13 protein-coding genes are annotated in these 18,609 nt (G+C 60.0%); 10 read left to right on the top strand and 3 right to left on the bottom strand.

Annotation, left to right across the window (positions count from 1 at the left end; genetic code table 11):
• Positions 1 to 69 precede the first annotated feature (69 nt).
• From I2H81_RS03865 to I2H81_RS03825, 9 genes are all read left to right on the top strand, one after another.
• Positions 70 to 1,554 carry a UxaA family hydrolase gene (locus I2H81_RS03865; RefSeq protein WP_195644618.1) on the top strand — a complete coding sequence of 495 codons (1,485 nt, stop codon included), beginning with the start codon at positions 70 to 72 and terminating at the stop codon, positions 1,552 to 1,554.
• Positions 1,555 to 1,928: 374 nt separating this feature from the next.
• Complete coding sequence (locus tag I2H81_RS03860; RefSeq protein ID WP_195644617.1) at positions 1,929 to 3,488, top strand: MFS transporter; 1,560 nt, start codon at positions 1,929 to 1,931, stop codon at positions 3,486 to 3,488.
• A gap of 114 nt (positions 3,489 to 3,602) precedes the next feature.
• Positions 3,603 to 5,198 carry a glycoside hydrolase family 28 protein gene (locus I2H81_RS03855; RefSeq protein ID WP_195644616.1) on the top strand — a complete coding sequence of 532 codons (1,596 nt, stop codon included), beginning with the start codon at positions 3,603 to 3,605 and terminating at the stop codon, positions 5,196 to 5,198.
• A 131-nt stretch (positions 5,199 to 5,329) separates the two neighbouring features.
• Positions 5,330 to 7,495 (top strand): pectinesterase family protein, encoded by a 2,166-nt coding sequence (locus tag I2H81_RS03850; protein WP_195644615.1) that lies wholly within the window; start codon positions 5,330 to 5,332, stop codon positions 7,493 to 7,495.
• Between the two features lie 69 nt (positions 7,496 to 7,564).
• Positions 7,565 to 8,233 (top strand): SGNH/GDSL hydrolase family protein, encoded by a 669-nt coding sequence (locus I2H81_RS03845; protein ID WP_271817457.1) that lies wholly within the window; start codon positions 7,565 to 7,567, stop codon positions 8,231 to 8,233.
• A 107-nt stretch (positions 8,234 to 8,340) separates the two neighbouring features.
• Entirely contained in the window at positions 8,341 to 9,576 is a 1,236-nt protein-coding gene (locus I2H81_RS03840) for a glycoside hydrolase family 88/105 protein (protein WP_195644613.1), read from the top strand.
• 2 nt (positions 9,577 to 9,578) lie between these two features.
• Entirely contained in the window at positions 9,579 to 10,496 is a 918-nt protein-coding gene (locus I2H81_RS03835; protein WP_195644612.1) for a sugar phosphate isomerase/epimerase family protein, read from the top strand.
• 51 nt (positions 10,497 to 10,547) lie between these two features.
• Positions 10,548 to 11,765, top strand: a complete 1,218-nt coding sequence (locus I2H81_RS03830; RefSeq protein WP_195644611.1) for an FAD-dependent oxidoreductase — start codon at positions 10,548 to 10,550, stop codon at positions 11,763 to 11,765.
• A gap of 198 nt (positions 11,766 to 11,963) precedes the next feature.
• Positions 11,964 to 13,913 (top strand): NAD(P)/FAD-dependent oxidoreductase, encoded by a 1,950-nt coding sequence (locus I2H81_RS03825; RefSeq protein WP_195644610.1) that lies wholly within the window; start codon positions 11,964 to 11,966, stop codon positions 13,911 to 13,913.
• A 138-nt stretch (positions 13,914 to 14,051) separates the two neighbouring features.
• Here the strand turns inward: I2H81_RS03825 and I2H81_RS03820 are convergent, their stop codons facing one another.
• The 3 genes from I2H81_RS03820 to I2H81_RS03810 form a co-directional block, all read right to left on the bottom strand.
• Positions 14,052 to 14,693 (bottom strand): RpiB/LacA/LacB family sugar-phosphate isomerase, encoded by a 642-nt coding sequence (locus tag I2H81_RS03820; protein ID WP_117563655.1) that lies wholly within the window; start codon positions 14,691 to 14,693, stop codon positions 14,052 to 14,054.
• A 206-nt stretch (positions 14,694 to 14,899) separates the two neighbouring features.
• Entirely contained in the window at positions 14,900 to 15,709 is an 810-nt protein-coding gene (locus I2H81_RS03815; RefSeq protein WP_117855330.1) for a gluconate 5-dehydrogenase, read from the bottom strand.
• A gap of 614 nt (positions 15,710 to 16,323) precedes the next feature.
• The gene (locus I2H81_RS03810) at positions 16,324 to 17,004 is read right to left on the bottom strand and encodes a YczE/YyaS/YitT family protein (protein WP_195644609.1); all 681 of its coding nucleotides are present in this window, start codon (positions 17,002 to 17,004) and stop codon (positions 16,324 to 16,326) included.
• 792 nt (positions 17,005 to 17,796) lie between these two features.
• Here I2H81_RS03810 and I2H81_RS03805 point away from each other — a divergent pair.
• Complete coding sequence (locus tag I2H81_RS03805) at positions 17,797 to 18,489, top strand: GntR family transcriptional regulator (protein ID WP_195644608.1); 693 nt, start codon at positions 17,797 to 17,799, stop codon at positions 18,487 to 18,489.
• The last annotated feature ends 120 nt before the right edge of the window (positions 18,490 to 18,609 follow it).

Below are 18,609 nucleotides of genomic sequence, written 5' to 3'. Positions count from 1 at the left end.
TGCGCCCGCCGGGTAACTGGCGGGCGCCCGCTGACTTCTGCTCAACCTGTAGGGTTAGGACTCTTTGTAATGAATACTATCCAGATCAATCCGGCCGACAACGTGATCGTTGCGCTGTCGCCGCTTGCCAAGGGCACCGCCGTCGCGGTTCCCGGGGTGGGCGAGGTCGTGGCCGCGGAGGATATTCCGCAGGGCCACAAGATGGCCGTGCGCGCCATTGCGGCGGGGGAGGACGTCGTCAAGTACGGTCTTCCTATCGGCCACGTGACGGGCGACATCCAGCCCGGTCAGTGGCTTCATACACATAACGTCAAGACCAACCTTTCGGGCGAGGTCGAGTACGCTTACAACCCGACGCATCCGGTCGTTGAGCCGGTTGAGCCCGAGACCTTTATGGGCTTCCGCCGCGCTGACGGCCGCGCCGCCACGCGCAACGAGCTGTGGATCATCCCCACGGTCGGCTGCGTCAACGAGGTCGCGCGTGCCATGTGCGAGCAGGCCCAGGATCTGGTCGAGGGTTCGCTGGAGGGCGTCTACTACTTCCCGCATCCCTTTGGCTGCTCCCAGACCGGTGCCGACCACGCCCAGACACGCCGTCTGCTGGTGGCGCTCTCGCGTCACGCAAACGCTGCGGGCGTGCTGTTCCTGTCGCTCGGTTGCGAAAACTGCACGCACCAGCAGGTGCTCGACGAGCTCGGTGACTTCGATCACGAGCGCGTTCGCTTCCTCACCTGCCAGGATGTTGCCGACGAGCAGGTCGAGGGCCACAAGATTCTGTCCGAGCTGGCCGACCTGGCCAAGCAGGCCAAGCGTGAGCCCATTCCGGCCTCCGAGCTGGTCATTGGCCTTAAGTGCGGTGGCTCTGACGGTCTTTCGGGCATTACCGCCAACCCCACGATCGGTCGCGTGAGCGATATGGTTGTCGCTCGCGGCGGCACGTCGGTGCTCACCGAGGTTCCCGAGATGTTTGGTGCCGAGAGCATTCTGCTCGATCGCTGCGAGAACGAGCAGGTCTTTAGCGCCGCCTCCGACATGCTCAATGGCTTTAAGGACTACTTTATCAGCCATGGCGAGGTCGTCTATGAGAACCCGAGCCCCGGTAACAAGGATGGCGGCATTACCACGCTCGAGGACAAGAGCTGCGGCTGCGTGCAAAAGGGCGGATCTGCCCCCATCGTCGACGTACTGCCGTATGCCGGTCAGGCTACCAAGCATGGCCTGAACATGCTGTGCGGTCCGGGCAACGACATGGTATCCACCACGGCCCTGACGGCTGCCGGCTGCCACGTAATCCTGTTCTCGACCGGCCGCGGCACGCCGTTTGGCGCGCCGGCGCCCACGCTCAAGGTGTTCACCAACCAGCGTCTGTGTGACCACAAGGCCAACTGGATGGACTTTAACGCCGGCGTGGTGGCTACGGGCGAGCGCACGCTCGATGAGGCTGCCGACGATCTGTATCAGATGGTGCTGGACACGGCGAGCGGCAAGCTTACGAGTGCCGAGCGTCGCGGCTGCCACGAGATCAGCATTTGGAAGGATGGCGTCTGCCTGTAGCGGTAAATGGGTTCGCATAGGGCGCTATTGACCATGGCCCCGTCGGGAGTGTTCCCGGCGGGGCCATGTTTGTTCTGTCTGTTCGGGCGTGTCTTTCTGAGGGTACGGGAGCGGCGAAAACAATAAACGTTCACCTAATCGACCTCAAATTTAAACCCACTCAATACCCATGTAATCGTGATTTTTTTTCAAGTCAGATGTCCGTTTAACGGCAAAAAACGACCGTTCAAGGATAATATACAAGTGAACGTTCACCTTTCATAAGCAATCGCGCATAATCTAGCTAAACGTTCACCCTGAACGGCATGCAGACAGACGTCGGTATGGACTCCAATGTCTTGTTCCAAGACAATCGAGAAAAGAGAGGGAGCTCGATGACTAACAAGATCGGTAAAAAGCGCAAGATCACATTCTGGACGCGCTTGGGCTTTGGTATGGGCGGCATGCTCAACTCCGGTGCCCTGAGCTTTACGCACAGCTACATGGTGCTGTTCCTGTCCACGGAGTGCGGTCTGTCCGCAGGCGAGGCTGCGCTGATCAGCTCGTTCGCCATCTATCTCAACGCCATTCTGTGCCCGCTCATGGGCTTTGTGGCCGATAACTTCTATGCCACCAAGGTCGGCCGCATCTTTGGCCGCCGCCGTTTCTGGATCTTGCTGGCTATCCCGATGATGGTCGCCGAGCCGCTCATCTTTGTGGCTACGCCGTTCGGTTTCCCGTACTACTTTGTGCTGTACCTGATCTACAACGTCGCGTACACGTTCTGCACCGCCAACCTGTCGCCGCTTACCATCGAGATGACCGATGACTTCAAGGAGCGTACGTACCTCACCGGCTACAAGCACCTCTTTGGTAACGCCGCCGGCTTCCTGATGGCAGCTCTCGTCGGCTTTGGCTTTGGCACCTTCGGCGAGACCAACCCGTTCAGCTACTTCATCATCGCTACGATCAACGCTTCGGTCATGGCAATCTCGCTGCTGTGCGTGTACCTGTCCACGTGGGAGCACACCCCCGAGGAGGTCGCTCAGGAGAAGATCGAGAGCGTCGGCGAGGGTATCAAGAAGTTCTTCATCGACGTTGTCTCCACCTTCCGCAACAAGTCCTTCCGCAAGGTCCTGTATGCACAGGTCTCCACGAAGCTCGCTGCTGCCTGCTGGTCTGCCTGCCTGTCCTTCTTCATCGTCTACTGCCTGCAGATTCCTAAGTCCTACGAGTCTGTGATGGAGATGCCCGGCAAGGTCGTCGCTATTGTCTGCACTGCCATCTGGGTCGCCCTCATGGCCAAGAAGGGCTTCCACAAGTCTTGGTACCTGGCAAACGTCGGTTGCGCCGCGTGCATCATCGCCTACAACTACTTCGCCTTTGGTCAGATTAACGGCACCTCCACGGTCGCCATCGCCATGATCGCCTACCCCATCATCTTCGCCATCTGGAAGTTCTTCTACGTTGGCTTCCAGTATCTGCCCGATGTTCTGCTCAACTACATCCCCGATGTCGATGAGCTCATCACCCTGCGTCGTCGCGAGGGCATCTACAGCTCCGCACAGCAGCTCTGCCAGCAGATTGCCCAGGCTGTTGCCGTCAACGCATGGGCCATCGTCCTTGCTGCCTTCGGCTTCATTCAGACTGCCGGCAACAGCGACGCCGTGACCCAGCCCGCCACCGTGCCTCTGTACATCTGCGGCTACATGCTCATCGGCTGCGCCGGCTTCTTCCTGCTCGCGGCCGTCCTTGCCCGCGGCATCAAGATCGACAAGGAGCAGTGCGACGTCCTTTGCGACGAGATTCGCCGCGTCAAGGAGGGTGGCAAGATGGCCGACGTCAAGCCCGAGGTCAAGGCGCTTTGCGAGGAGCTCTCCGGCTTTAAGTACGAGGACTGCTTCGCCCACAACAATGTTGGCTTCCAGGACGGCAGCGTAATTCCCGCCGAGTAGGGCAGGCGCATCGTCCAAACCACAGGGCCGTGCCACCGGAGATCCACCGGCGGGTACGGCCCTTTTTTAAAAACGAGTAGTATGAACTTCTGATTACATTTGAGGGAGAGACCCATGGAGACGAACGTTATCTGGCGCAATGCCCGCGCGGCCGTTATCGAGCTCGACGATGGCGGCTACTTTACCTGTGCCGATACGTGGGAGATCTTTGTCAACGATGAGCCCGCCGGTACCACGAATACGGTCGAGACCTATGTTGACGGCCTGGTTCCCGGCAAGCGCAACCTGATCCGCTTTGTCTGCGGCGAGCGCGAGTTGAGCGTAGGCGTCACCACGCCGGCGGAGCCCTTTACCATCAACGTTCGCGACTGCGGAGCCAAGGGCGATGCCGAACACGACGACACCACCAATATCCAGGCTGCTATCATGGCCTGCCCCAAGGGCGGGCGCGTGCTGATTCCCGCCGGTAGCTATCGCATCAAGTCCCTCTTCCTTAAGAGCAATATCAACATCGAGCTTGCCGAGGGCGCGGTGCTGCTGGCCCGTCACGACCGCGCGGCGCTTGCCTACATTCCGGGCACGGTCACGGGCGACGAGGGCGCCGGGTATGCCGGCACCGACATGCTGCCCCTGGGCCGCTGGGAGGGCGAGAGCTTCTCGACCTACTGTTCGACCTTTACGGGCCTGAGCGTGCACGACGTGTGCATCTATGGTCGCGGCGCCATCGACGGCCAGACCGATTTTGCCGAGGACAACTGGTGGAACAAGGACTTTAAGAACATCTTCCGTCCCGAGGAGGGCCGCGAGGTCGCCCGCCCGCGCATGATCTTCCTGTCCGAGTGCGAAAACGTGAGCCTTGCCGGCTTTACCGTACGCAACAGCCCGGCGTGGAATATCCATCCTATCCTGTGCGAGCACGTCGATGCGCTCTGCCTGTCAATCGAAGGTCCCAAGAACTCCCACAACACCGACGGCTTCGATCCCGAGAGCTGCGGTTTTGTCCGCATCCTTGGCTGTCAGTTCTCGGTGGGCGACGACTGCATCGCCATCAAGAGCGGCAAACTGGGCATTGAACCCGAGCTCCGTCCCGCCACGCACGACGTGCTGATCTCGCACTGCTACATGCACGACGGCCACGGCGCCGTGGTGCTGGGATCCGAGGCCGCCGGCGGCATCAAGGACCTCACCGTGAGCAAGTGCCTCTTTGAGCGCACCGACCGCGGCCTGCGCGTCAAGACACGCCGCGGACGCGGCAAGGACGCCGTCAACGAGGGCATCACCTTCGAGCACATTCGCATGGATAAGGTGCTCACGCCCTTCGTGGTCAACTCGTTCTACTTCTGCGACAAGGACGGCAAGACCGACTACGTGCAGTCTCGCGAGGCGCTGCCCGTCGACGACCGTACGCCCGGCTTTGGCGCCACGACGTTTTGCGATATCGAGGCCACCAACTGCCATGCGGCCGCGGCCTATATCACGGGCCTTCCCGAGAGCAAGGTGACGCGCCTGACGTTCCAGGATGTCCATGTGACCTTTGCCGCCGATGCCGAGCCCTTTGTGCCGGCCATGGCCTGCGGCGTGGAGCCCATGGTGCGCCAGGGCATCATCGCGCAGAACGTGAAAGTCCTCGACTTGCAGAACGTGCGCATCGAGGGTCAGGATGGCGACGAGCTGCAGCTGCAAAACGTCGACAAGGTTATCCGCGCGTAGGGTAGTGCTCCTGCACAAGTGAATACGGCATGTTGAGGCGTGCGACGGTCGGGTCTGCCCGGCTGTCGCACGCAATCTATAGGTGCCGGTATTGCATGGTGGGTGTTCTGTAACAGAAAGCGTAATGACAGATGAGTGGTAAAGAACAGCTCTTTGAGGTATCGCTCGAACGCGAAGGCGCGTATCGCAGCATTTCGGCGGCGCTTGAGGCGGCGGAGCGGTGCGTGCCCGATACGACCGTGCCGGTACGCGTGCTGGTGGCGCCGGGTGAGTACCGCGAGCAGGTCGAAATTCGTCGTCCGCATGTGACGCTCGAGGGCGAGACGGCCGACAGCGTGCGTATCGTGGGAGGCCTGGGTGCCAAGATGCCTTCGGAAGATGGTAGCGGCCAGGATGGAAGACTCGGCACCTTCCGTACGTACACGGTGCTGGTCGATGCCGACGACGTGACGCTTGCGGGTCTAACAATCGAAAACAACGCCGGTGATGGGCGCGAGGTCGGCCAGGCGATTGCCCTGTATGCCGATGGTGACCGCCTGGTTGTCGATGCCTGCTGCATTAAGGGACACCAGGACACGCTCTTTTTGGGGCCGCTGCCGCCGCGCGAGGCCAAGCCGGGCGGCTTTATAGGCCCCAAGCAGTTCGCCCCGCGCCGTGTGGGGCAGCAGTATTTTCGACGTTGCCGGATCGAGGGCGATGTCGACTTTATCTTTGGCGGCGCGCGTGCCTACTTTGAGGGGTGTGAGATTCGCTCGCTCAGCCGCGATATGGATGTCAACGGGTATGTAACGGCAGCCTCCACGCCTCAGGGCGAGCCGTACGGATTTGTGTTTCATGGCTGTTCGTTTACAGCCGATGAGGGCATTGCCCTCGGATCGGTCTATCTGGGTCGTCCATGGCGCGAGTGGGCCCAGACCGTTTTGCTCGAATGCTGGCTGGGCCCCCATATTTCACTCGAGGGCTGGTGGGATTGGAATAAGCCAGCGGCACATGACGGCACCCTGTATGCCGGCGGTACCCTGTTTGGCCCGGCGGGTGATGCTGCCGCTTGGGTGCCGTGGGCGCATTGCCTGACCGGTCAGGATTCCGAACGCTATGCGCGTGACCGAGTGCTTGCCGGCACGGATGGTTGGGATCCCGAGGGCGGCGACGGTGATGCAGTAGAGACGGCCGGGCTATCTGCCAATGGCCGCACCGTGCACATCGAGACGTACTACGAGGACGAACCTGCGCTGCGCGCCCGACTGAGGCGCGAAGGGCGCTCGGCCGCATTTACGGGCAAGACTCCCACAGACTTTGAGGCATGGAAGGCTGCGACCAGGACTCGTCTATACGATATTTTGGGTCTTTCGCTTATGGACCGCGCCCCGATTGAGATTCGTGAGCTCAATCGCGTGCGGGTTGCCGGCAGCATCGTGCGTACTCATGCGGCGTTGCAGGTTGAGCACGATGTGTGGATGCCGTTTTACCTGTTGGAGCCGTCCCGCCCCAAGCTTGACGAGCGGGGACTCAAGTGCTGCTATATCTGCCCGCATGGTCACCAGGGGGCGGGTGCTGCAAGCATAGCCGGCGTTGCGGGCGTGCCGGCGGTCGACGATGCCGTGCGTAGATTCAATTACGACTACGGTCTGCGTTTGGCGCGCATGGGTTACGTGACCGTCTGCCCCGATGCGCGTGGTTGGGGATACCGTCGTGACTGGAAGGGTCAGGGCGACGACGAGAACAGCTACCTGCGCGGTACGTGTCTGAATCAAGCACGTATGGCCGAGCCGCTGGGTCTTACGGTCGCGGGCCTCAACGCCTGGGACAACATGCGCTTGATTGATTACTTGGAGACACGCGGTGACATTGCCATGGACGACCTGGGCTGCTTTGGCTTCTCAGGCGGTGGGTACATGACGCTCTATCTGGCCGCGCTCGACCCGCGCGTGCGCAAGGCGTTTGTCTCGGGCTATCTGTACGGTGTCGATGATTCGCTGCTGCACCTCAACGGCAATTGCAGCTGTAATTACACGCCTGGACTTTGGCGTCTGCTCGATATGGGCGACATTGCATCGCTTGTCGCGCCACGGCCGTTGTTGGTCCAAAGTTGCGAAGAGGATCATCTGAATGGGGTACGCGGGCTCAAAAATGTTGACGAGCAACTCAAAATCGTGCGCGATGCCTACGAGTTGCTGGGCCGCAGTGGAGGTCTTCGGCACGAGGTCTGCCCGGGTGGACACCATCTTGGCGTGGCGCATCTTGCCGAGGATATCGAATGGCTCGATTCGCAAGTTGCGGAATGCGCCCACGCATAGCCCCTCGGCATGTTGCGAATGAACGGTATGTACCTGTATGACCGCCGGTGTGCGGGTGAGGAGAAGAATGTGGAAACGAAAAACCTGAGCGAATCGACCATCTGTGCCTTTGGCGACTCGACCACCTGGGGCGATAACGGATGCGGCGGGGGAGGCAACGACATCTCTTGGACCTCGCACCTGGGTGCGCTGCTGGGCGGCGCTACGATCGAGAACTTTGGTATTAAGGGTTCGCGTATTGCCGTCAAGGCCGACCGTAGCGATTCGTTTGTTGAGCGTTTGGACGGCATCGATGATGCGGCCGATATCTACATCGTCTTTGGCGGCGTCAACGACTTTAGCCGTAACGTGCCGCTTGGAGAGCTGGGCAGCACGGACGTGCACGAGTTCTATGGCGCGCTCGATTATCTCATCCACACCATCACGGCGCGCTCGCCTCGGGCAAAGCTGGTGTTTATGACGCCATGCAAGACGAGTGGTAAGCACGAGAAGGATATTCCGGCAAGCAACGAGGCCAACCATCTGGGCCTGACGCAAGACGCCTATGTGCGCGCGATGCTGGAGGTTTGCGATTGCTACTCGGTGCCGGTGATCGACCTGTATGCGCAAAGCGGCATCAGCCCGTTTTTGCCGGAGCACCGCGAGCTCTACATGCCGGACGGTCTGCATTACAGCCCTGCCGGCTATGAGCGCCTGGCGCATCGCATCGCCGCGGGCCTCACCGCCGTTTGCCGTTAAAAGTCTGCCGTTTACGGGGATTATAGGGTTAACGTTCACCCTATAATCCCCGTTCGCGTTACACTAGGGTTAACGTTCACCCATCAATAACGTCAGAGGGGACAGCAATGGGTTGCAATCAGATTCTGGACCGTTATATCGAGCAGTTGATCGAGACCTCTACGCCTCAGGCGCCGGCCTGGAACATCGAAAAGCTTCGAGCCGGCAAGGAGAACACCTGGAATTACATTGACGGCTGCATGATCAAGGCACTCATCGAGCTGTACGAGATCACCGGCGAGCAGCGCTACCTGACTTTTGCCGATGACTACATCGATTTCTTTGTCCAGGACGATGGCACCATCAAGCATTACAATCCCCAGGAGTACAACCTCGACAACGTCAACGCGGGCAAAACCCTCTACAAACTCTATGACCTGGTAGGCAAGCCCAAGTACCGTGCCGCCATGGATACCATCTATCGTCAGCTTGAGACCCAGCCGCGTACCAAAGAGGGTGTGTTTTGGCACAAAGCCGTCTACCCCAACCAGATCTGGCTCGACGGCATGTACATGGCGCAGCCGTTCTACATGCAGTACGAGCTGAGCTTCCACAACCGCCGTGCCTGCTCGGATAGCTTCCATATGTTCCAGGTCGTGCATGACCTGATGCGCAACCCCCTCAACGGTCTGTACTATCACGCCTACGACGCGAGCCGCAAGCAGTTCTGGTGCGATCCCGTCACCGGTCTTTCGGCCAACTTCTGGCTGCGCGCCGAGGGCTGGTTCGCCATGGCGCTCATCGATACCTGGGAGCTCATGCCGCCCTCGATGTCGGCCGAGAAGGACGAGATCCGCAAGATGTTCCACGACCTGATCGACGCCATGCTGCCGTATCAGGACGAGAAGACCGGCATGTGGCACCAGGTCATCAACCTGCCCAACATCGCCCCCAACTATCTGGAGGAGTCGGGCAGCGCCATCTTCGCCAACGCCATCATGAAGGGCGTGCGCCTGGGCGTGCTGGGCGAGCGCTACTACCAGTACGGCCGCCGTGCGTTTGACGGCATCTGCGACACGTGCCTGTCCGAGCGCGACGGACAGCTGGCGCTCGACAACATCTGCCTGGTGGCGGGTCTTGGCAACACCGCGCACCGCGAGGGCACGTTTGGCTACTACATGAGCGAGCCCGTCGTCAAAAACGACGCGAAGGGCGTGGCGCCGCTGGTGCTCGCCTATATCGAGACCATGCATCATGACAAGCTTGCCGGTAAGCGCGATCCGCTCGCCCCTTCGGGCGTGTGCTCCATCGATGACCCGTTTGGCGGCTACACCCCGGGCATCAATGCGTGCAAGGAGGTCTAGGCATGGCACAGTCGAAAGGCGCGTTGAGCGTCGGTGTGCGCCTGCACGACCTGCCCGAGGGCACGGTCGAGGAGCGCATTCGCATGGCGGGCAAACTGGGTTTCTCGTGCATTCAGCTGCCGAGCAAAGTACTCTACAAGTCCTTTGGCATTAACCGTTCCGGCCTTACGCACGAGCTCGCCGACCATCTGCGCGAGGTGCTCGACGCCAGCGGCGTGCAGGTGGCGGTGCTCGGCTGCTATAAAAACCTGGCAACGCCCGATCAGAATCAGCTGGTGGATACCTATGCCGAGTACGAGGCGTGCCTGAGGTTCGCGCGCTGGCTTGGGGGCTGTCCGGTAGGGACCGAGACGGGGCGCCCCAACGCGCAGAACAAGATGGCCGATGACCGTTTTTCGGCCGCTGCGCTCGATACGTTTTGCAAAGGACTCGCACGCGTGTGCTCGATGGCCGAAAAGGAGGGCGGCGAGCTTCTGATCGAGCCCGGCTGGAACGAGATCGTCAATACGCCCGAGCGCAGCCGCGAGGTTCTGGAGCGCGTTTCGAGCACTGCACTCGGTGTGATCTACGATCCGGTGTCGCTGCTGCATCCCATGATCGTCGGTGAGGCTTCCGAGCAGGTGTCGCGCATGCTGCATTTGTGCGGCAGCAAGATTCGCGTGCTGCATGCCAAGGACTACGAGATCGTAGACAACGAGGACCAGGATGGCTGGTGTGATGGCTCGGGCTCTCGTTTGGTATGCCACGGCGCCTGTACGTGCGGAAACTTTGATTTTGAGGCTATTGCCGCTTGGGCCGCGGCCGCGCGACCGGGCATTATGACCGTTATCGAGAACAGCACGCCGTCCACGGTCGAGCGTTCGCGCGACGAGCTGCTGCGCATGGGGCACAGCGTGATGTGCGAGCACGTGATTCTGTAACAAAGCAGGCTGGGCGAAAGAGATTGCCGTAGAGGTCAAAGAGGGGTACCGATGGCTATTCATATTGTTGAGGAAGCGAACCGCTGTCTTGGGTGCAAAAAGGCGTTCTGCCAGCTTAAAGGCTGCCCGGTGCAGACGCCTATTCCGCAGGTCATTGACTTGTTCAAGCAGCGTCGTCTGGAAGAGGCGGGTGAGCTACTGTTCCAGAACAACCCCATGAGCGCGGTCTGCTCCATGATCTGCAACCATTCGGGCCAGTGCGAGGGCGCGTGCATCCAGGGCCGCAAGGGCACACCGGTGCATTTTTCGAGTATCGAGAACTATGTCTCGACTGCATATTTGGACCGCAAGGAGTGGAAGCCCGCGCCGTCGTGCGGCAAGCAGGTTGCCGTGGTCGGTTCCGGTCCTGCCGGCATTACCGTGGCCATTAAGATGGCCCAGCTGGGCTGTGCCGTCACGGTGTTTGAGCAGCGCCCCGAGATCGGCGGCGTGCTGGAGTACGGCATCCCCGAGTTTCGCCTGCCCCGTGCGCTCGTGCAAAAGTACCGTCACGTGATGTGCTCGCTTGGCGTACGCGTCCGTCCCTCGACCACCATTGGCGGCGCGCTGCATATCGACGACCTGCTGCGCGACGGCTACGATGCGGTCTTTGTCGGTACCGGTACCTGGCGCGCCCGCAAGCTGGGTATTCCCGGCGAGTCGCGCGGCAACGTGCTGTTTGGTATCGATTACCTGGTCGATCCTACGAGCGTGGCAATCGGGCAGAACGTGGCGGTTATCGGCGCCGGCAACGTGGCCATGGATGTTGCCCGCACGGCTCTGCGTTCGGGCGCTCGCAAGGTTACCGTGTATGCCCGATCGCGCCATATCTCGGCCATCGATGACGAGGTGGAGCTGACCGAGCTTGACGGTGCCGAGATCGTGCGCGGCAAGGCGATCTGCGCCATCGACGATAACGGTCCGGTGTTCGAGACGGCTATCTTTGACGAGGACGACAACGTGGTGGGCTACGAGGAAGAACTTGACCATGTGCCCGCCGACACGGTTGTGATTGCGGCCTCGCAGGTGCCCAAGGACAAACTGGTGCTTACGACGGGCGGCCTGGAGACCGATCATCGCGGCCTTCTTTCGGTCGATGAGCACGGCATGACCACCGTGCCGGGCGTCTTTGCCGCCGGCGACGTGGTCAACGGCCCGCTCACCGTGGTCCATGCTGTAGCCGGCGCCAAGCTCGCCGTCGAAGGCATGACCAGCTACCTGGGCATCTAACCCATCCCATCCATCAGTTGCGGTGAAATAGTTCCTGTTTGGCGCGCCAAGAGCCTCATTCAGGAACTATTCCACCGCAACTTTTTTGTGGGTCGAACAGAAGCTGGGGGAGCGCGTGCGGTCGGGTACTGTGCAGTTGCTGATACAATAGGTACGTTAGCAACTGCCGCCGAGCGGCTCAAACGAAAGGAACCCTGTATGGAGTCCTCCGCCTATCCAATGCTCTTTAGCCCGATCAAGGTCGGTACGACCGAGGTCAAGAACCGCGTCTTTATGCCGCCGGTATCTACCAATCTGGCCGATCACGGCTATGTGACCGACGACTTGGTCGATCATTACCGTGCCCGCGCCAAGGGCGGCGTGGGCCTCATCATCACCGAGGTCGTGACGGTCGAGTCTACCTATACCTATCTGCCGGGTGACATGTGCTGCTACGACGACACATTTATCCCTGGCTGGGAAAAGCTCGCCGCCGCCGTCCACGAGTATGGCTGCAAGATCATGCCGCAGCTCTTCCACCCCGCCTACATGGCCTTTAACATTCCGGGCACGCCGCGCCTCATCGCCCCGTCCTTTGTGGGCCCGTCCTATGCCCGTGAGGCGCCGCGCCCCATCACCATCGACGAGATCCACGAGCTCACGCATCAGTTCGGCGACGCTGCCGTGCGTATGCAGAAGGCTGGCGTCGATGGCGTCGAGGTCCATGCGGCGCACGCCCACGGTATGCTCGGCGGCTTTTTGACCCCGCTCTACAACAAACGCACTGACGAGTACGGCGGCTCGCTCGACGCCCGCATGCGCTTTTTGCTCGAGGTCATCGCCGAGATTCGCGAGCGCTGCGGCAAGGACTTTATCATCGACGTCCGCATCTCGGGCGATGAGTACACCGATGGCGGTCTGACCCTCAACGACATGATCTACGTTTCGCGTCGCCTGGAGAAGGCCGGCGTCGACATGATTCACATGTCGGGCGGTACCACCATCAAGCGCGGCTCCGCGATTCCCGCCGCTGGTACGCAGCAGGCCTCGCACGCCGCCTGTTCGCGCGAGATCAAGAAGCACGTCAACATTCCCGTCGCCACCGTCGGCCGCATCAACGAGGCCTGGATCGCCGAGGAGCTGATCGAGGACGGCGCCGCCGACATCTGCATGATGGGCCGCGCCAATCTGTGCGATGCCGAGTTCTGCAACAAGGCAGCCGCCGGCAACGCCGACGACATCCGCCCCTGCATTGGCTGCCTGCGCTGCCTGAACGGCATTATGTTCGGCAAGCGCATCTCCTGCACCGTCAACCCGGACGTGGAGCGCGACGAGGCCGGCTACGAGCCTGCCGCCGAGGCCAAGAACGTGCTCGTTGTGGGCGCTGGTCCTGCGGGCATGGAAGCAGCCTACATTGCCGCCAAGCGCGGCCACAACGTGGTGCTCGTGGATAAGCAGGACGAACCGGGCGGCGAGATGCGCATCGCGGCCGTTCCGCCGGCAAAGCAGGAGCTCACCCGCGTGATCAAGTATCAGTACCGTCGCCTGGCCGAGGCGGGCGTCACGTGCGTATTTGGCACCGAGCTTACTGCCGAGGACATTCAGCGCGACTATGCGGGCTACGAGGTTGTCTTGGCTTATGGCGCCGAGCCCATCGCGCCGGCATTCATGCAGGGCTTTAAGCAGGTTATGACGGCCGACGACCTGCTGGGCGGCAAGGCTTTCCCGGGTAAGAAGATCGTCATTGTGGGCGGTGGTACCGTTGGCTGCGAGACGGCCGATTACCTGGCCCCGCTGGTCAACGACCTGTCGCCGGCCAATCGCGATGTCACCGTCATCGAGATGACCAAGACACTCGCCGCCAACGAGGGCGGTGCCGGTCGCGCGGTGCTCGTCACGCGTATGCTTTCCAAGGGCGTTCACGTGCTGACCGAGGCCAAGGTGACCGAGATCACCGAGGACGCCATCAGATACGAGAAGGACGGCGAGGTCCACACCATCACCGGTGCCGATACGCTGGTGCTTGCCATGGGCTATCGTCCCAACACCAAGCTGGCCGACGATCTTGTCGCTGCCGGCGTTGCCATCCACGTGCTGGGCGATGCCCAGAAGTGCGGCAACATCCGCGACGCCATCGGCGATGGCTACAAGGTCGCCTGCGAGCTGTAGGCTCTTGGCAAATAGGGGAGCGGCCGCCTTGCGGTGACTCAAGCGATAGCCAATCTAAAAAGGCGCCGCGACACATGGATCGTCGCGGCGCCTTTTGTCTGGCGGTTTGTTGGGGGTCGGTGCGCCCCGTGGGCCTTATTACAGACCCAAGAGCTCCTTGACCTTGGCGATGATGGCCTCGTCGGTGGCGTTGGCAAAGAAGTACTCCTGGAAGTGCTCACCAGCGAGGGCGCCCTTCACCAGATCCTGATCGATCTCGCCCAGGACGTCGACGAGCGGACGCATGGTCACAGCGCGCACGCCGTCGAGGATCTTCTTGTTGCGCTGCTCGGGCTCAACGCGCTCGGCGGGGTAGCCGTTGCCCGAGCCAAAGCCAAAGAGCTTCTCGAAGGTGTACTCGAGGTTGAGCTCCTGGCCCCAGCCGTTCTTGAGCGCGAAGGGCATGGCGACGGCGTTGCCATCGTTGACCTGGGCAAAGGTGTAGGCATCCAGCGGGTCGGCAACATGGCCGCACAGCACGCCGGGGAAGGAGTTGCAGGCGAGCATGGCGCCCTCGCCGGTGCCGCAGCCGGTCACGACATAGTCGGCAGCGCCGGAGTTGAGCAGCACGGCGGCAAGGATGCCGTTCTGCACGTAGGTGAGGGGCTTGGAGTCGGCGTCGGCATACATGCCATAGTTAAAGACGGTGTGGCCCATGGGCTCGACAACCTTCTTAAGGGCAGCCTCGATCATAGGGTTCTTAGAGTTCTGAGAATTCTCGTTGATTAGAGCGATCTTCATTTGAGTTAACCTTTCAACCAAATGTTTCTTTTTTTGTTTCTGTATGCGGGCGGCGGCTAATCCGACCCGCGATGAGCTGTGCGGGCGGTCGGCAGTTAAGTCTGTCGCGAGTTCCGCACGCAAAGGAAAGCACTTAATGTGCTTTCCGTCTTGCGCAGGACTGTCCGAGCAGCAGACTTAACTGCCGACCGCCTCGCCCAGTTTCCTTACTGTGGCTGTTTGCCGATGTACGCGAGGATGCCGCCGTCCACGTACAGAATGTGCCCGTTGACGAAGTTCGATGCGTCGGAAGCCAGGAACACGGCGGGGCCCTTCAGGTCCTCGGGCGTGCCCCAACGGGCGGCCGGCGTCTTGGCAATGATGAACTGGTCAAACGGGTGGCGGCTGCCGTCGGGCTGCGTCTCGCGCAGCGGTGCGGTCTGCGGCGTGGCGATGTAGCCGGGCCCAATGCCGTTGCACTGGATATTGGCCTCGCCAAACTCGGAGCAGATGTTCTTGGTGAGCATCTTGAGTCCGCCCTTGGCGGCGGCATAGCCGGCGATGGTCTCGCGGCCGAGCTCGCTCATCATCGAGCAGATGTTGATGATCTTGCCGTGACCTTTGGCGATCATGCCCGGCAGGCAGGCCTTGGACACGATAAACGGCGCATTGAGGTCGATGTCGACGACGCGACGGAAGTCCTCGGCACTCATGTCGAGCATCGGCGTGCGCTGGATGACGCCTGCATTGTTGACCAGAATGTCGGGCGTGGTGCCAAAATCGGCCTCGATCTTGGCGATGAGCTCAGCGACGACGGCCTCGTCGGTGACGTCGGCAACATAGCCGTGAGCATCAAAGCCCAGCTCGCGGTAGTGCTTCTCGGCCTCGGCGACCTTGTCGGCATGACGGGCGTTAAAGGCGATCCTGGCGCCGGCTTCGCCGAGTGCCTCGGCCATGGCCATGCCGATGCCATAGGTGGCGCCGGTCACGAGCGCGACCTTGCCGTCTAGGCGGAAGCTGTCCATAAGATCAGACATAGCAATCCTTCCAAAAGAAACGTTCATCTATATGAGTCTTACTTCTAATACAAGCTCAGTATAGGAGAAGCAGAGGAATTAACGCTTAGTAATTCCTAGAATTAGATGAACGTTCACTTTTAAAAGGCGAACGGTTGCAATTGATTGTCACAATGCCCGCTATTCGCTTTTCGCCTGTGCGCCCTCCGCAATCATGTTGCGGTTGTAGACCAGGTGCAAATACATTGCATCGTGCGCTGCGGTGGGGTTGCGCGCGGCGACGCCGTCCTGGCCGAGCGCCGAGCCGCTTGGAAGCCCAAGGCCAATCGCTATACCTCCGGCACACTCAAGTCTTTACCGAGCATACAGTTTCCGCCATTCAGGGTGGCTACATGGAGTAGCGCCCGTGCGCATCACATTTCTCCTCTCATAGATGCGTGGCACAAAAGCTCCGAGCTCAATTTGTCCCGCTTCCTCATTTCGGCGCAATTTTTGGGAGCTCATCTATGGTCGCGGGAGTTTTTTGAGTACTTGTTGGCGCGATTTCGTTGGTCGCCATGATTGACAAGCTCGGCATCAAGCATTTTAGAGCCAAAGGGAATTCTCAAAACCGCAGCGTATAGCCGGTCTCGGGCCTAGTTTCCAAATGCGGCGCGCACAAAGTGCTGGGCGAACAGCCTGTTGGCGATGTAGATAGCGTGGCCCAAGAACAGTGCAGAGATAGCGGTGGTCACGCCAAAGCCGCCCAGGTTGTGCATAAGGAGCAGCGACAGCGCGAGCGAGATCGCAACATGCGAGCAGTCGAACACGACCTTTACGTCTCCAAAGCGGCGCTTAAGCTTTTCGGCAACGACCTGCACCAGGCCGTCGGGCGCGTTGGGAACGACGCCCATGTTGACCACGAGACTTACGCCTAATGCGGTGACAGCGAGGGAGAGCAGCATGGTCGCTACCTGTGCGGGGAGCGCCGTGGGATGCAGCGGGTTGACCGCCATGAACAAATCCGTGAAGCCGCCAATCAGCGTCGAGAAACAAAGCTCAAGCAAAATGCGCGGCTGAAATTCGCGTCGCAAGATGGCCAATTGCGCCACGATGTAAGCGACATAGGTAACGATAATCCAAAAGCCGAGCGTCTTGCCCGTGAGCATGGATAGGGTCGTGGCAAAGCAGGTGAGTGCAGCGACGCCCAGGCCAGATGCCGTCTGGAGGCTCATGCCGAGCGCCAGTACGGCAACGCCCGCCAGATACATCAGCATCCTGATGACGGTATGACGCCAATCGATGTTCTCGCCATGCATGATGATGAGCGGTCGCATGCTGCTGCATCCTTTCGATTGAAAGAAAGTTGAAAAGAAGTGTCTGACCTGGGCCGGCAAAAAGAGGGTTATCGGAGGCACTGCTTTAGAAGCAGAAAAACCGGCCCCATGGTCAGACGTCTAGCAATGTCTCGTTGCGCCGGAATGGGACTGAAGGGCTCAACAAGACGGGATGAAAGCAAATGACATGACGTGGGCAATAGGATGCCAAGATGGTAGGGTGCGTCTTGGCATCCTATTGCCCAGGCTCAACGAAATCGGTTTCGTTTGAAGTTTAGTATACGCGCAGGAATTCGTTTGCAAAGCCAAATGGAATAAATAAGGTGAACGTTCACCTAATTGCAACAACTTGCTGGTGAATGCCGAGTCCTGCCCTGTCCTCTCAAGCATCGCGGTGGGATGGACGGCCAATTTGGGGTGTGGCTGGCGCTGCGTCACAAAATGGCCCTATCTACTACGTTAAACTCGCCTAGGCCGACCATAACCGCCTTTCAGCGAAATCTGCAAGCCGACTACCTGCGGTTTTCTTTTATTGAATTCCGCCATGCTCGGGGGTATTCGCCTCAACGTAGTAGATAGGCCCATTTTGTGCAAGGAGGGCTGATCCGTGGCTTAGGGTAGCTAAAAAAGCCCCATCCCAAAAAGACTGGTTGGAAGTTGCGGTGAAATAGGGATTGTTTTGCGGTCTTGGCGACGCAGGCGGTCCCTATTTCACCGCAACTGAGGGGATGGGGGATGCGATAGTATAACGAGGTGATATTCGACAAACCGTGGGCTTCATCCGAGGGCTTTATGGAACAGCACCAGCATTATCAGAGCCTGCAAGACCAGGCATACAACGCATTGCGCTCCAAGATCATCTATGCCGAGCTCAAGCCCGGCACGCGCCTTTCGGCGATTGGTCTGGAAAAGGAGACGGGAATCGGGCGCACGCCCATTCGCGAGTCCTTTGTGCGTCTGCGTGAACAGGAGCTGGTGGAAACGCGTCCCAAAAGCGGCACCTATGTCTCAAAAATCAGCATGGAGCGCGCCGAGAACGCCTGCTTCTTGCGCGAGAAACTCGAGAGAAGCGTGCTCATTAAATGCTGCTCTGCCGCTACGCCCGAGCAAAAACTTCGGCTCGAGCAGATTCTTGCCGAGTCCGAGTCGCTCGACCACAGCGAAACGCGTCGCTTTTTTGATCTGGACAACCTGTTCCATGAGACATGTTTTGAGATTGCCGGACGCCACATGTTGTGGGATTGGATGAAGAGCGTCAACACGCATTTTGAGCGATACAACTGGTTGCGTATGGTGTCGCAGGATCTGGATTGGGAGCCGATTCGTCGGCAACATCGCCGGATTCTCGAGGCCATTAAGAAGGGCGATACCGACACGGCGAGCTATCTGGCAGAGACGCATTTGCATCTAATGCCCGAGGAGCAGGGTCCGGTTATCGCCTTACATCCCGACTATTTTGAGCTGTCCAAAGACTCGGCCATCTAATCCGTTCCCCTAATTAGTTGCGGTGAAATAGGGACTGTTTTGCGGCTTAGGCGGCGTAAGCAGTCCGTATTTCACCGCAAGTGCGGGGTGTGCTATCGGGGCATGAAAAAGCTGCGGCGC

Origin of the sequence: Collinsella aerofaciens (assembly GCF_015561195.1) — a bacterium.
In the GTDB taxonomy this organism is placed as follows: domain Bacteria; phylum Actinomycetota; class Coriobacteriia; order Coriobacteriales; family Coriobacteriaceae; genus Collinsella; species Collinsella aerofaciens_AC.
This window is presented reverse-complemented; position numbering and strand designations above follow the sequence as displayed.